Source organism: Rhodococcus sp. NPDC004095 (assembly GCF_053604015.1).
Map to the genome: position 1 here is coordinate 73790 of NZ_JBSGGS010000001.1, position 14198 is coordinate 87987.

General features: G+C 70.7%; 11 protein-coding genes. 7 read left to right on the top strand and 4 right to left on the bottom strand.

Annotated features, from left to right (window positions below; all coding sequences use genetic code 11):
• Nucleotides 1-78: 78 nt before the first annotated feature.
• The gene (locus ACWEPG_RS00295) at nt 79-1623 is read right to left on the bottom strand and encodes an FAD-binding protein (protein WP_450111986.1); all 1545 of its coding nucleotides are present in this window, start codon (nt 1621-1623) and stop codon (nt 79-81) included.
• 120 nt (nt 1624-1743) lie between these two features.
• On the opposite strand from ACWEPG_RS00295, the gene ACWEPG_RS00300 reads away from it, so the two are divergent.
• The 3 genes from ACWEPG_RS00300 (at nt 1744) to ACWEPG_RS00310 (ending at nt 5051) form a co-directional block, all read left to right on the top strand.
• Nucleotides 1744-2121 carry a DUF3054 domain-containing protein gene (locus ACWEPG_RS00300; protein WP_450111985.1) on the top strand — a complete coding sequence of 126 codons (378 nt, stop codon included), beginning with the start codon at nt 1744-1746 and terminating at the stop codon, nt 2119-2121.
• A 70-nt stretch (nt 2122-2191) separates the two neighbouring features.
• A complete protein-coding gene (locus ACWEPG_RS00305; protein ID WP_452593593.1) occupies nt 2192-3661 on the top strand; it encodes a peptide MFS transporter in 1470 nt (489 codons plus the stop codon).
• 13 nt (nt 3662-3674) lie between these two features.
• On the top strand, nt 3675-5051 hold the full coding sequence (locus ACWEPG_RS00310) for a chloride channel protein (RefSeq protein ID WP_450111983.1): 1377 nt from the start codon (nt 3675-3677) through the stop codon (nt 5049-5051).
• 1 nt (nt 5052) lies between these two features.
• Here ACWEPG_RS00310 and ACWEPG_RS00315 read toward each other — a convergent pair whose 3' ends face one another.
• Entirely contained in the window at nt 5053-5790 is a 738-nt protein-coding gene (locus ACWEPG_RS00315) for a TSUP family transporter (RefSeq protein WP_450111982.1), read from the bottom strand.
• Nucleotides 5787-7646 (bottom strand): penicillin-binding transpeptidase domain-containing protein, encoded by a 1860-nt coding sequence (locus ACWEPG_RS00320; RefSeq protein WP_452593858.1) that lies wholly within the window; start codon nt 7644-7646, stop codon nt 5787-5789. Before ACWEPG_RS00320 ends, ACWEPG_RS00315 begins: the two co-directional genes overlap by 4 nt.
• Before the next feature lie 150 nt (nt 7647-7796).
• On the opposite strand from ACWEPG_RS00320, the gene ACWEPG_RS00325 reads away from it, so the two are divergent.
• The 3 genes from ACWEPG_RS00325 to ACWEPG_RS00335 all read left to right on the top strand — a co-directional run bounded on the left by ACWEPG_RS00325 (nt 7797) and on the right by ACWEPG_RS00335 (nt 11551).
• Nucleotides 7797-8345 carry a hypothetical protein gene (locus tag ACWEPG_RS00325; RefSeq protein WP_452593594.1) on the top strand — a complete coding sequence of 183 codons (549 nt, stop codon included), beginning with the start codon at nt 7797-7799 and terminating at the stop codon, nt 8343-8345.
• Nucleotides 8346-8518: 173 nt separating this feature from the next.
• Entirely contained in the window at nt 8519-10129 is a 1611-nt protein-coding gene (locus tag ACWEPG_RS00330; protein WP_450111980.1) for an ABC-F family ATP-binding cassette domain-containing protein, read from the top strand.
• 9 nt (nt 10130-10138) lie between these two features.
• Complete coding sequence (locus tag ACWEPG_RS00335) at nt 10139-11551, top strand: amidase (protein ID WP_452593595.1); 1413 nt, start codon at nt 10139-10141, stop codon at nt 11549-11551.
• On the opposite strand, the gene ACWEPG_RS00340 is transcribed toward ACWEPG_RS00335, so the two are convergent.
• On the bottom strand, nt 11548-13689 hold the full coding sequence (locus ACWEPG_RS00340) for an MMPL family transporter (RefSeq protein WP_452593596.1): 2142 nt from the start codon (nt 13687-13689) through the stop codon (nt 11548-11550). The genes ACWEPG_RS00335 and ACWEPG_RS00340 overlap by 4 nt on opposite strands.
• Nucleotides 13690-13756: 67 nt before the next feature.
• On the opposite strand from ACWEPG_RS00340, the gene ACWEPG_RS00345 reads away from it, so the two are divergent.
• A complete protein-coding gene (locus ACWEPG_RS00345) occupies nt 13757-14191 on the top strand; it encodes a MarR family winged helix-turn-helix transcriptional regulator (protein WP_450111977.1) in 435 nt (144 codons plus the stop codon).
• The last annotated feature ends 7 nt before the right edge of the window (nt 14192-14198 follow it).

Genomic DNA, 14198 nt, shown 5'->3' on the forward strand with positions numbered 1-14198 from the left:
GTACAGACGGCGCACCCGCCGAGCCCCTCCCCCTCGGGCCTCGGCGGGTGCGCTTCGTCGTCGGTTCCCCGGTCGCGCCTAGCGGCCGGCGACGATGTCCTTGACCGCGAGGTGGGCGAACAGCATGCTCGCGCCGATCGGGTTGCCGCCACCGGGGTAGACGGTGCCGCTCGCCGCGGCCATCGTGTTGCCCGCGGCGTAGAGGCCGGGGATCGGGTTGCCCGCGGTGTCGAGCACCCGCGCGACGGTGTCGGTGCGCAGCCCGCCCTTGGTGCCGAGGTCGGAGATGCCGAACGCGGCCGCGTGGAACGGGCCCTGCTCGATCGTCACGAGCGGCGGCTCGCCACCCGAGAAGGCCCGGTCGTATGCCTCGTCGCCGCGACCGAAGTCGGGATCGACGCCGGTGCCGACGAACGAGTTGAAACGCTCGACGGTCGCGACCAGGTTCTCGGCGGGGACACCGATCTTCTCGGCCAGCTCCTCGAGGGTGTCGGCGGTGTGCCACAGGCCGGCCTCGACATACTTCTCCGTCTCGACCATGGAAACGTTGGTGGCGTTCACCGGCGGACGCTCGCCGCCCTTGTCGTCGTAGATCATCCAGTACGGCAGGGTGATCTTGCCCTCGTCCATCTGGGCGATGATGTCGCGGCCGATGCGGTCGTATGCCGAGGACTCGTTGACGAACCGCTGGCCGTCCTGGTTGACGAAGATGCCGGCGGTGAACCACAGCGCGAACGCGGAGCGGCCGTCCGGATGGGTCATGCCGGGCGACCACCACGCCTCGCCCATCAGACCGGTGTCGGCGCCGACCGCGATGCCGGCCAGGTGCGCCTTGCCGAGGTTGGCCGGCGGGCCCATGGTGTCGCGGGCCTCGCCCGGGACGCCGTACTTGCGGCGGAGCTCGTCGTTGCCCTCGAAGCCACCCGCCGCGAGCACCACACCCTTGCGGGCCCGGATCGCGACCTGCTCGCCGTCACGCTCGACGAGGGCGCCGACCACCGCGCCGTCCTCGACGACCAGCTCGACCAGCGGCGAGTTCCGGTGCAGGGTGGCGTTGGGGTACTTGCCGATCGCCTTGAGGAAGCGGGCGATCAGCGCCCGGCCGCCGATGAAGAAGTCGTCGGGCTGCGGCGTGCCGAGACGGTCGTTGTCGAGCGGTCCACGCACCACCTCGCGGAGCTCGGGGGCGTCCGACACCTTGAGCGGCGACGGCATGGTGTGCCGCTGACCGTCCAGCCGCGCCTTGGGCGCCTTGCCGAAGTAGTCGGGCCACGGCAGCATCTGGAACTTGAGATCCTCGTCCTGCTCGAGGTACTCGATCAGCGGTGCGCCGCCGAGGACGTAGGCGTCCTGCAGCTCGCGGGGAGCGCCGTCGCCGACCACCGCGTGGAAGTACTCGAGCGCGTCCTCGATGGTGTCGTCGGTGCCGGCCCGCACCAGCACCGGGTTGCACGGAAACCACACGCCGCCGCCACCGGAGTAGGCGGTGGTGCCACCGAACTTGTCCGTCGCCTCGACGAGGATCACGTCGAGCCCCTCCCGGGCCGCGGTGTAGGCGCCGGCGACGCCGCCGCCACCCGATCCGACCACAAGGACGTCACACTCGTCGTTCCACTGGGTCATCTTGATTGCCTCCGAATGTCTGGTCGATCACAGTGTCCCGACCACGCTAGGAGCATGACGCGGTTCCGTCCGCCCATATCCCGTCCAGAGGGAGGCGAAGGGCCGCCTACTCTGGACGCCGTGAAGAAGGTGCTGCCGATCCTGCTCGTCGACGTCGTCCTGGTGATCGTGTTCTGCGCGATCGGTCGCCGCAGTCACGACGAGGCGAACGCGCTGACGGGGCTGCTGACCACGGCGTGGCCGTTCCTCTGTGGCCTCGCGCTGGGCTGGGTGGTGAACGAGGCGCTGTACCGGAACAAGTCCGTCCCGGCGTCGGTGGTGCCGGCCGGGATCGTGATCTGGCTGTGCACCCTCGTCGGCGGCATGCTGCTGCGGGTGGTCTCCGGACAGGGCACCGCGTTCAGTTTCATCCTGGTCGCCGGCACGGTGCTCGCGGTGTTCCTGCTGGGCTGGCGAGCGATCTACGCCCGCGTGGCGAGGCGCCCCGCGGGTCGCTGAACAACTTTCCTTCGCTAACATTGCGGAGTTGCGCCGCGCCGTCACGCGCGGCGCGTGGGAAGGTTCTGCAATGAGTGAAGTCGTGACGCCCCGCCAGGAGCCGCTGTCCGACCACGGATTCCTCGGTCAGCCGAAGGCGCTGGCCAACCTGTTCGGCGTCGAGATGTGGGAGAGATTCTCCTTCTACGGGATGCAGGGCATCCTGCTCTATTACCTCTACTACTCGGCCACCGAGGGCGGGTTGGGGATCTCGGAGGCGTCCGCGGTCTCGATCGTCGGCGCCTACGGCGGCACCGTCTACCTGTCGACGATCCTCGGTGCCTGGGTCGCGGACCGGGTGCTCGGCTCGGAACGGACGCTCTTCTACAGCGCCGTGCTGGTGATGCTGGGGCACATCGCGCTGGCGCTGATCCCCGGCCTGACGGGCGTCGGAGCCGGGCTGATCCTGGTCGCGATCGGCAGCGGCGGCCTGAAGGCGAACGCCACGTCCCTGGTCGGCGACCTGTACGCCGAGGGCGACGAACGCCGGGACGCGGGCTTCTCGATCTTCTACATGGGCATCAACATCGGCGGCTTCCTCGGCCCACTGCTGACCGGGTGGGCGCAGAAGAACTGGGGCTTCCATGTCGGGTTCGGTCTGGCCGCGGTCGGTATGGCGCTGGGCCTGATCCAGTACACCCTCGGCCGCAAACGCCTCGGAACGATCGGTGCGACGCCGGCGAACCCACTGCCGCGCACGATGCTGTGGAAGTACGGCGCCGGGGCACTCGCCATGGTGCTCGTGGTGGTCGTGCTCTGCGTGGTCGGGGTGATCACCACCGGCAACCTGTCCGACGTGGTGGTCGGACTGACGATCGCCGCGGCGGTCGGGTACTTCGCGGTGATCCTGTCCAGCAGGCAGATCACCAGCACCGAACGCAGCCGGGTGGTGGCGTTCATCCCGATGTTCCTGGCCAGCGCCGCGTTCTGGTCGCTGTTCCAGCAGCAGTTCACCGTGGTCGCGATCTACGCCGACAAGTTCCTCGACCGCAACCTGCTGGGCTGGGACTTCCCCGCCTCGTGGGTGCAGTCCATCAACCCGGTGTTCATCATCATCTTCGCCGGCGTGTTCGCGGCGATGTGGACGAAACTCGGTCCGCGGCAGCCGTCCTCGCCGCTGAAGTTCGCGATCGGAACCACGCTCATGGGCCTGGCGTTCCTCGCGTTCCTCCCCTTCGCCGACGGCCAGCCGAACGGCACCCCGCTGCTGGCGCTGGTGTTCATCCTGCTGCTGTTCACCTTTGCCGAACTGTTCCTGTCCCCTGTCGGGCTGTCGCTGTCGACGAAGCTGGCCCCCAAGGCGTTCCACACCCAGATGGTGGCGCTGTTCTTCCTGTCGGTGGCGTTGGGATCCTCGATGGCAGGCACCCTCGCGAAGTTCTACGACACCGACCACCAGGCCCCGTACTTCCTGTGGATCGGCATCGGTTCGATCGCGGTCGGGGTCGTCATGGTGGCCCTGTCACCGTGGATCAGCCGGATGATGCGCGGGGTCCACTGACCGAGGCCACGACGTGAACGGGCGACTGGGCACGCGAATCGGGCTGTGGCTCACCGGCTACACCCGGACCTGGCTGGTTCTCGGGATCGCGATCGGGGTGATCGCGGGGCTCGGTGCGGTGGTCTTCCTGGTGCTCCTTCAGTGGACCGGCAGGCTGCTGCTCGAGGGGGTCGGCGGCTACACACCGCCGCAGGCCGTCGGCGACGGCGGCGGCGGCTCCGACGGCTTCGGCCGCTGGTGGGCGATTCCGCTGGTGGTGTGTGGTGGCGCCCTGCTCTCCGCCGCTCTGGTGGCTCGCTTCGCACCCGAGGCCGAAGGCCACGGCACCGACGCCGCGATCGAGGCCTATCACACCGATCCGCGGTCGATCCGGGTCCGCGCGGTGCTCGTGAAGATGCTCTCCAGCGCGCTGACCATCGGCTCGGGCGGGTCCGCGGGACGGGAGGGCCCGACCGCCCAGATCTCGGCGGGTTTCGGCTCGTTGCTGACCCGGTGGCTGAACCTGTCCGACGATGTCGGGCGGATCGCCGTCGCGATCGGGATCGGCTCGGGGATCGGTGCGATCTTCGGGGCACCGCTGGGGGGCGCGGTGCTGTCCGCGGCGGTCCCGTACCGAGAGGACTTCGAGTTCCGGGCGCTGATCCCCGGCCTGATCGCGTCGGTCACCGCGTACGGGGTGTTCGGGTCCTTCCTCGGCTACGAGCCGCTGTTCGGGTTCGCGTTGCCCGACTACCGATTCGACGACGCCACGCATCTGGTGTGGTTCCTGGTGATCGGGGTCCTGGGCGGGGTGGTGGGACTGCTCTACATCCGGATCTTCTACGGGGTCGCCGCGGTGACCCGTCGACTGCCGGGCAGCAAGGTCGTCAAGCCCGCGGTCGGTGGTCTGCTCGTCGGTCTGCTCGCGCTCGCCGTGCCCCAGGTTCTCGGCAGCGGGTACGGCTGGGTCCAGGAGGCGCTGAGCCGGGACTCGCTGCTGGCCCTGCCGCTGTGGATAGTCCTGATGCTGCCGCTGCTGAAGATCGTGGCCACCGCGCTGTCGATCGGGACGGGCGGATCCGGCGGGATCTTCGGTCCCGGCATGGTGATCGGCGGCTTCGTCGGCGCCGCGGTGTGGCGGCTGACCGAACCGTGGGCATCGTCGGTGCCGGACAGCCCGGCGCCGTTCGTGATCGTCGGGATGATGGCCTGTTTCGGCAGCGCGGCCCGCGTCCCGTTGGCGGTGATGGTGATGGTGGCGGAGATGACCGGCGGGTGGGCCGTGGTGCCGGGCGGGATGATCGCCGTCGCAGCGGCGTATCTGATCGTGCGGCACAGCGATTCGTCGATCTATCTCCGACAGCGCCGCAACCGTGCGGATGCGGAAACCGAACGCGACCGAGGCACCTGACTCACCGCAGGGCGAGCCACCCGGCCAGGCCGAACCCGGCCGCCGCGACCGCGATCCGCAGCGCGTTCGGCGGAATGACCTTCACCAGGGGCGGCCCGCACCAGCCACCCAGCAGCGCCCCCAGCGCCATCGCCGCCGCGGCACCCCAGTGCACCTCCCCGGACACCGAGAAGGCCAGGGCGGCCACGAGGTTCGCGATCCCGAGCAGGAAGCTCTTGAGGATCGTCGCCCGCCACACCGACAGCGCCGTGCAGATCAGGGTGAGCGCCAGGAAGATCACCCCGGCGCCGGCCCCGAAGTAGCCGCCGTAGACCGCCACCAGCCCCAGTGCCGCGGGGAAAAGGACCGGGAACTCCCTGCCGACGGCCAGTTTCCGGATTCGCGGCTGGGCCAGCAGTGCCACCGCCGCGCCCGCAACCAGGTACGGCACCACCGCCTCGAACGACCCTTCCGGTGCCCACAGCAGCAGCGCGGCCCCGGCGAGTCCGCCGGCGGCGCAGACCGCCGCCCACCGCCACAACCGCGGCCCCATCTCGGTCAGCTCCCGCAACGAGTTCGCGGTCGCCCCGATCCCGACCGCGACCAGCGCGACGGTGTTGGTGACGTTCGCGGCGATCGGCGTCAACCCGACCGCGAGCAGCGCCGGATACGACACGATCGACGCGAGCCCGGTGACGAAACCGACCAGCCCCGCGGCGAATCCGGCGACGACGAGCAGCAGGTAGTCGAGCGCGGTCACCGTGGCAGCTGGGCCTGGATCGGCCGCAGGAACCGGCCGGCGGCGTCCACCGCGGGCACGGAGCTGTCCGCGCCGGCGACGAACACTGCGAACGCGACGTCTCCCTCGCTGCCGACGAACCAGCCGTGCGCGGGCTGCCCGGCGACCTCCGCGGTGCCGGTCTTTCCGCGCAGGTCGGCGATGTCGGTGAGCTGCGTCGCGGTACCGGCGGTGACGGTTTCCCGCATCATCGTCTTCAGCGCGTCGGTGACCGCGGCGGGTGCCGGGGTGGGGCCCGCGTCGCCGACGCCGGGTTGCCCCTGGACGAGCATCGGTGCGGGGGTGGACCCGTGCGCGATGGACGCGGCGACCAGCGCCATCCCGAACGGGGACGCGGTCACCCGCCCCTGCCCGATCGCGGATTCGACGCGCTCGGCGGGGGTGTCGGCGGGCGGGACGCTGCCGGTCACGGTGGTCAGGGCGGGCGTGACGTAGTCGATGCCGAGGCCGAACTGCTGCGCCGCCTCGTGCAGCGCCATCGGCGTCATCGACACCGCCAGCTGTCCCATCGTGGTGTTGCAGGAACGGGCGAACGCGGTGTGCAGCGGCACCGATCCCAGGTCGAAGTTGTCGTCGTTCGGGATGGTGCGGCCCTCGATGTTCGCGCTGCCGGGGCACGGCAGCACGGTGTCGGCGGTCACCGAACCCTGCTGCAACGCAGCCGAAGTCGTCACGGTCTTGAATGTCGACCCGGGCGGGTACAGGCCGGTCAACGCGATCGGGCCCTGGGCGCTGGCGGCGGCGTTCTGCGCGACGGCGAGCACCCCGCCGGTGGACGGCCGGATCGCGACGATCGCCGCCTGCTGCGGCAGGTCCGCGATCGCGGCCTGGGCGGCGGCCTGCACGGCGGGGTCGAGGGTGGCCGCGATGTCGGGGGCGGTGGTGCCGTCGTGTCCGGTGAGCCGTTCGACGGTGCCGTCCGGGTGCACCAGTTGCACCGCCCAGCCGGCGTTGTCGGCCTGTCCCTGTTCCCACATCGTCCGCAGCCCCTCGAGCGCCGGCGACTGCACCGCCTTGTCCACGGTCAGCAGCCGGGTCTGCTTGACGAGGGTGACCCCGGGAATCGCGGCCAGTTGCGCCTCGATCGGTGCGAGGTCGGCGTCGCGGAGGGTGATGACGGTCAGCGGACGGCCTTGCGTCGCAGCGAGATCCGAACCGAGCGTGGCTGCGGAGATGGTGGGCGCGACCGGTGCGAGCAGGGGTGCGAGGGCCGCCGTCGCCGCGGCGGGGTCGCCGACGGTGGCCGGATCGAGATTGACCAGGGTGACGGTCTGCTCGGTCATCAGCGGAGTTCCGTTGGCGGCGAACACGGTCGGCGATCCGCCGGACAGGGTGGTGTATCTCAGGGTGGTCGTCGCGTCGAGCCCGGGCGCCAGCAGTGCCGGGTCCCAGGGGATGGCCCCGCCGTCGGCGACCGACCGGCCACCGCCGCTGGTGGTGTAGGTCCAGTCCTCCGGTGCCGGTGCGGCGGTCGTCGGGGTCGGGGTCGGGGCGCCGGTGGTCTCGGCGACTCCGGTCTCCGTCGGGGCGGCGCCGAAGGTCCAGTCGGCGGCGAGCGTGAACGTGCCGGCGTCGCTGTCGGTGCCCGCGACGGTGAACCGCGCGTCCGTCGCGTTCAGTCCGTCGAACATCTGCCGGATCGCGGTGGCCGCGGCCGCGGGGTCCGAGGTGAGGTCGGCGGCGGCCTGGGCGTCGCGACGGGTCAGAGCGTCGGCGAACTGCTCGGCCGCCGTCTCCGTCTCCGTCGGGCCGCTGCTGCACGCAACGCCGCCGGCCAGCAGGGCCGACACCGACATCACCGCGACAACCGGTCTCATGCGCATGGGGTCGACCCTAGGCGGCTGCGCCACCTGTGCGCTTTTCCGGTGCCCCCGGCCACCGAAAGGGCGCACGGGTACGTGGCGCCGGAAGGCCAACGGGCGTAGCGTTGTAATCAAGTAATCATTGCAACAACCGAGGTGAGAGCAATGGGATACTCATCGAATCGCCGGTTCGGCCGCAGCGGCGGCTGGCAGCAAGCGCAGGCGCCCGACACGCGCGACGTGGCCGAGTGGTTCTCCGGCCGCCTGCCCGACGACTGGTTCACCGGCCCGCCGACCATCGAGGTGGACCGCGAGGAGATCGTGGTGACCGGCGAGCTGGCCGCACCCGAGGAGGCCACCCCGGCCGCCGTGGAGGGACGCGTGTCCCGGTTCCGCGAGTCCACCCGGACGCAGCGGATGCGGATCGCGGACGAGGCCGAGGACCGCTACGGCCGCAAGGTCGCGTGGGGCGTGACCATCGGCGACCACCACCAGCTGTTCACCCACCTGGCGGTGCCGGTGATGACGCGGCTGCGGCAGCCCGAACGCAAGGTGCTCGACACCCTCGTCGACGCCGGCGTCGCCCGGTCCCGCGCCGACGCGCTCGCCTGGACCGTCCGGCTCGCCGGCCAGCACGCGGACGAGTGGCTCGCCGAACTGCGCGAGGCGATGCGCAAGGTCGACGACCTGCGCGCGGAGGGCCCGCAGCTGTAGCGGACCGGGCCGCCTGGTGACGCCGGACAAATTCGCTTGCCCGCACGAGCGGACGCCCCTAGCCTTGAGGACGTCCTGTTGTCGACGATCGGAAGACCATTGCTCATTCGGAGGTAGTGACCGCGCGCCGCGTCTCTCGCGTGCGCACCGCACCCACCCTTCGAAGGAGCTCCATGTCCTCATCTCCAAGAGCGCTGTCGACCCTGTCTTCGCTCGTCCTTTCCGACCTCTCGTTCTCCTGGCCCGACGGTGAATCCGTGCTCGAAGGCGTCGACGCCGTGTTCCCGCCGGGGCGCACCGGCCTGGTCGGACGCAACGGGGCAGGCAAGTCCACGCTGCTGCGGCTGATCGCCGGACGCCTGCGACCCGACCGCGGCTCCGTGACCGTCGGCGGCGATCTCGCCTACCTGAGGCAGGACCTCACCCTGGACCCCACTCGCACCGTCGACGCCGTCCTCGGCATCGAGGGGCAGCGAAAGGCGCTGCACCGCATCGAGTCCGGGGAGGGCACCGAAGACGACTACACCGTCGTCGGAAGTCACTGGGACGTCGAGGAACGTGCCGTCGCCACCCTGGACCGGCTCGGTCTCGCGCATGTCGCGGGCGACCCCGACGGCCTCGGCCGCACGGTGGGAACCCTGTCCGGCGGCGAGACGATGCTGCTCGGCCTGACCGCCGCGCTGTTGTCCGACCCGCAGGTGCTGCTTCTCGACGAGCCGACCAACAATCTCGACCTGCACGCGAAGGCGCGCCTGTACACGGCGGTCGACCAGTTCCCGGGCATCGTCGTCGTGGTCAGCCACGACCGCGCACTGCTGGACCGGATGGACACGATCGCCGAACTCCGCGACGGGGGGCTGCGCTTCTTCGGTGGCGATTTCACGCACTACGAGCAGGCGGTGCAGGCCGAGCAGGAGGCCGCACGGGCCACGGTCCGGGACGCCCGCGCGGACGTGCGCAGGCAGGGCCGCGAACTGATCGAGGCGCAGATCAAGATCGACCGCAGGCAACGGTACGGCAAGAAGATGGAGTCGAGCCTGCCCCCGATCCTGGCCGGCGAACGCAAGCGGCAGGCACAGGTCTCCGCGGGCAAGCTGCGGGGCAACCACCAGGACAAGCTCGACGAGGCCCGCCGCACGCTCAGCGAGGCCGAGGACGCCCTCCGCGAGGACAAGCAGATCCGAATCGACCTGCCCGACAGCGTGGTTCACCCCGGACAGCGGGTGCTCGACGTCCACGTCACGCTGCCGACCGGCCAGCACGTCGAGCTCGGCGTGACGGGCCCGGAACGGATCGCCCTGGTCGGCCGCAACGGAATCGGCAAGACCACTCTGCTGCGCGCGATCGCCGACGCCCCACCCGCGGTGCCGTGGCGGGTGCTGCCGCAACGCCTCGACGTCTTCGACGAGTCCCGGACGCTGGCGCAGAACGTCGCGGACGCGGCACCGCACGCGACCGACGAACAGGTGCGGGCGCGGTTGGCGCGCTTCCTGTTCCGTGGACGCGATGCGGACGTGCCGGCCGCGGCGCTGTCCGGCGGCGAACGACTGAGGGCTGCGCTGGCGACGATCCTGCTGGCGGAGCCCGCGCCGCGCCTGCTGCTGCTCGACGAGCCGACCAACAACCTCGACCTGCCGAGCCTGCAGCACCTGACCGAGGCCCTGACCCAGTTCCGGGGCGCGCTCGTGGTCGTCAGCCACGACGTGCCGTTCCTGCGCGACATCGGGATCACCCGGTGGCTGGAGTTGACGGAGTCCGGTGTCACGGACATCGATCCGCTCTAGAGTCGGCATATGACCGTCGGCACCACTGCAGTCCACGCGTTCCGCGACGACGCCCTCGGCGACCTCGACGCCACCGGGATCGCGGCCCGCCTCGCGTCCGGTGAGATCACCGCTCGGGAGGCGGTGGAGGCGGCGATCGCGCGGGCGGAGGCGGTGTCACCGCTCGCGGCGATCGAGACCGCCGACTTCGAGCGGGCCCTGGGATGGGCGGACGGCCCGCTCGACGGCCCGTTCGCCGGCGTGCCGACGTTCGTCAAGGACAACGTCGACGTGGCGGGCCTGCCGACCGGTGAGGGCTGCGCGGCGTTCACCCCGCGGCCCGCCCGGGCGGACAGTCCGGCGGTGACGCAACTGCTGTCGAGTGGCCTCGTGTCGCTGGGCAAGACCCGGCTGCCGGAGTTCGGGTTCAGTCCGAGCGGGGAGTTCGCGACCGCCGAGGCGGTGCAAAATCCGTGGAATCCGGCGTACTCGTCGGGCGCGTCATCGGCCGGCGCGGCGGCGCTGGTGGCGGCGGGGGTGGTGCCGATCGCACACGGCAACGACGGCGGCGGCTCGATCCGGATTCCGGCCGCGGCCTGCGGCCTGGTGGGGCTCAAGCCGACCCGGGGCCGGATGCTCGCGGACCCGAAGGACCAGTCGATGCCGGTCCGCCTGGTCACCCAGGGTGTGGTGACCCGGACCGTCCGGGACACGGCCCGCTACTACGCGGCCGCCGAACGGTACCGCCGCAACCCGAAGTTGCCGCCGATCAGACTGGTGGAGGGCCCGAGCGCGACGCGGCTGCGGATCGGGGTCGTCACCGATTCGGTCAACGGCAAACCCACCGACGACGAGACCCGCGCGGCGGTCAGCGCGACCGCGGACCTGCTCGCCGACCTCGGCCATCACGTAGACGACGCGCCGCTGCCGGTGGGCCCGGAGTTCGTCGAGGATTTCAGCATCTACTGGGGCTTCCTGTCGTTCGCGATCTGCGCCGGCGGGAAGAAGATGCTCGGTCCCGACTTCGACAAGGCCCGCACCGACAACCTGACCCGCGGCCTGGATGCACTGTACCGCCGCAACATCGCCCGGACCCCGCAGGTGCTCTACCGGCTGCGTCGCACGGCACACCGGGCGGTGCAGTTGTTCGCCTCGTATGACGTGATCCTGTCCCCGGTCCTCGGTCACACCACCCCGGAACTCGGGTTCCTCTCCCCCGCACAGCCTTTCGAGACGTTGTTCGACAAGCTGATCACCTACACGGCGTTCACGCCGTTGAACAACGCCGCGGGCACCCCGGCGATCTCACTGCCGCTGCACACCACGTCGACGGGTCTTCCTCTTGGCGTGCACTTCTCGGCCGCGCACGGCGACGAACGCACCCTGCTCGAGCTGGCGTTCGAACTCGAGCAGGCTCGTCCGTTCGCCCGCATCCACGGTTAGGCCACCGGGACCGTCTCGTCCTGCTCGGCGACCACCGGCTCGGGCCGCCTCGCCAACGCGCTCGGCCACCAGACGCGCGGGCCGATGTCGTGGACGAGCGCGGGCACCAGCAGCGACCGCACGACGAGCGCGTCGAGGAGGACGCCGAACGCCACGATGAACGCGATCTGCGCGAGGAAGATCAGCGGGATCACCGCGAGCGCGGAGAAGGTGGCTGCGAGCACCACCCCGGCCGAGGTGATCACCCCGCCGGTGACGGTGAGCCCGCGCAGCACCCCGGCACGGGTGCCGACCTTCGCGGCTTCCTCGCGCACCCGGGTCATCAGGAAGATGTTGTAGTCGATGCCGAGCGCCACCAGGAACACGAACGCGAACAACGGCACGACCGGGTCGGCTCCCGGGAAGCCGAGGATGTGGTTGAACACGATCGACGAGATGCCCAGCGTCGCGGCGAACGACAGGATCACCGTGCCCATCAGCAGCAGCGGCGCGAGCAGCGAGCGCAGCAACAGGCACAGGATCGCCAGGACCACCAGGCTGACCACGGGGATGATCAGGTTGCGATCGTGCGTCGCGGTGGTGCGGGTGTCGAGGTCGGTGGCCGTTGGCCCGCCGACCAGGGCGTCCGCCCCGTCGATCGTGTGCACGGCCTCGCGCAGACGCTGCACGGTGTCCTCGGCGTCGAGCGAGTCGGCGGGATCGGTGAGGGTCGCCTCCAGCAGGACCCGGCCGTCGACGATCTTCGCCGCGCCGCCCTCGGAGAGGACGGTGACGTCGACGACGCCGGGGACGTCGGCGGCGGCACGCACCGCATCGAGCGTGTCCGCGTTGGCGACGATCACGGCCGGTGACCCGTTGCCCGCGTCGAAGTGGTCACCGAGCACCTGCTGACCGGCGACGGAGTCGGCCTCGAACAGGAAGGTGTCGGACTGGGCCACACCGCCGGCCCGGAACTGCGGCACCAAGAGCGCGAACAGCAGCAGTACGAGCGCGGAACCGACCCAGAACCGGCGCGGGTTGCGCCCGATCCGGGCCGCGAGGGACGCCCAGAATCCGTGCCCACCGTCGTCGGCGGCTCCGGTGCACTCCGGTCGGCGCGGCCAGAACGACGCGCGGCCAAGCAGGACCAGCACGGCGGGCAGGAACGTCATCGAGGCCACGAACGAGGCTGCGATGCCGATCGCGGCGACCGGGCCGAGGCCGCGGTTGGAGTTGAGGTCGGAAAGCAGCAGGCACAGCACGCCGGCGATGACGGTGCCCGCCGAGGCCGCGACGGGTTCGAGGGTGGCACGCCACGCGGCGGTCATCGCCCGGTAGCGGTCACGTTCGCGGCGCAGTTCCTCCCGGAACCGGGCAACGAGCAACAGCGCGTAATCCGTTGCGGCACCGAACACCAGGATGAACAGGATGCCCTGGCTCTGGCCGTTGAGGGTGATCGCGCCCGCGTCCGCGAGCAGGTACACGAGCAGGCACGCCAGGACCAGGGCGAACAGCGCGGAGAAGATGACGACGAACGGCAGGATCGGGCTGCGGTAGACCACGATCAGGATGAGAATCACCACTACCCCGGCGACTAGCAGTAGCAGCCCGTCGATGCCCCCGAAGGCGGCGCTGAGATCTGCCGCGCTCCCCGCCGGACCGGTGACGTGCACGGACAGCCCGTCGGGTGCGCCGGCGAGGGCGGCCCGCAGGTCCGCGACCGTGTCCTTCAGTTCGCCGGTGCTGTCGACCGGAACGAACATCTGCAGCGCCCTTCCGTCCTCGGACCGGATCGGTGGGGAGAACTGCGGACCGAAGCCCTCGGTCCCGGCCATCTCGCCGATGCGCTCGTTGAGGAACGCGGCGTCGGCGGTCTCGACACCGGAATTGCGTTCCGCGACCACGATCGCGGGCACGAAGGTGGTGTCCTGGAAGCCGCTCTGCAGCCGGGCGACCTCGGTCGCCTCCGCGGACGCGGGCAGGAAGGAGGTGCTGTCGTTGGTCTGGACGTCGGTCAGCTTGCCCGCGAACGGGCCACCGGCGCCGGCGAGCGCGAGCCAGGCGAGGATCAGAAGTGCTGGCAGAATCCAGCGCAGACGCCGAGTCCTGGTCGGTGCCGTGGTCGTCACGCTCGTCCTCCGGAGGGATTCGATGGCCATGTCCGATTCGGGATTTTGCTCAGCCTGCTGAACAAATGCAACCCGCACCCGAGGGAGGAGGAACGCGATGGACCCCGACAGCACCGACACCTGGCCCACCGGACGCCTGCTGTCGACCGCTGCACGCCTGGTCGAACAGTCCTGGGAGTCGTTGCTGCGCACCCACGACCTCACCCATGCCGGCCTGTTCGTCCTGCACGCCGTCGCGGCGGCACCGGCATCGCAGCGCGAGATCGCCCGCACCGCGCGGGTGACCGACCAGACCATGAGCCGGACGCTCGAGAAGCTCGAACGCGCGGGGTACGTCAGCCGCGAACCGGACCCCCACGACGACCGCCGGAAGCTCGTGACCGCGACCGAAGCGGGGCTCCGCACCTATCGGCGCCTGATCGAAGTGGAGCGGGAGGACACCACGCTGACCGCCGCGGTCGGCGACGTGACCGCCCTGCGCACCCAGCTGCTGGCGCTCGTCCGGGCGCTGCAACCACCCGCCGCCGGGTGACTCACGG

What these genes read in the sequence shown, in the direction of transcription:
- ACWEPG_RS00295 (WP_450111986.1), bottom strand. Translation starts at nt 1,623, where the DNA reads ATGACCCAGTGGAACGACGAGTGTGACGTCCTTGTGGTCGGATCGGGT.
- ACWEPG_RS00305 (WP_452593593.1), top strand. Translation starts at nt 2,192, where the DNA reads ATGAGTGAAGTCGTGACGCCCCGCCAGGAGCCGCTGTCCGACCACGGA.
- ACWEPG_RS00320 (WP_452593858.1), bottom strand. Translation starts at nt 7,646, where the DNA reads ATGAGACCGGTTGTCGCGGTGATGTCGGTGTCGGCCCTGCTGGCCGGC.
- ACWEPG_RS00325 (WP_452593594.1), top strand. Translation starts at nt 7,797, where the DNA reads ATGGGATACTCATCGAATCGCCGGTTCGGCCGCAGCGGCGGCTGGCAG.
- ACWEPG_RS00330 (WP_450111980.1), top strand. Translation starts at nt 8,519, where the DNA reads ATGTCCTCATCTCCAAGAGCGCTGTCGACCCTGTCTTCGCTCGTCCTT.
- ACWEPG_RS00335 (WP_452593595.1), top strand. Translation starts at nt 10,139, where the DNA reads ATGACCGTCGGCACCACTGCAGTCCACGCGTTCCGCGACGACGCCCTC.
- ACWEPG_RS00340 (WP_452593596.1), bottom strand. Translation starts at nt 13,689, where the DNA reads ATGGCCATCGAATCCCTCCGGAGGACGAGCGTGACGACCACGGCACCG.
- ACWEPG_RS00345 (WP_450111977.1), top strand. Translation starts at nt 13,757, where the DNA reads ATGGACCCCGACAGCACCGACACCTGGCCCACCGGACGCCTGCTGTCG.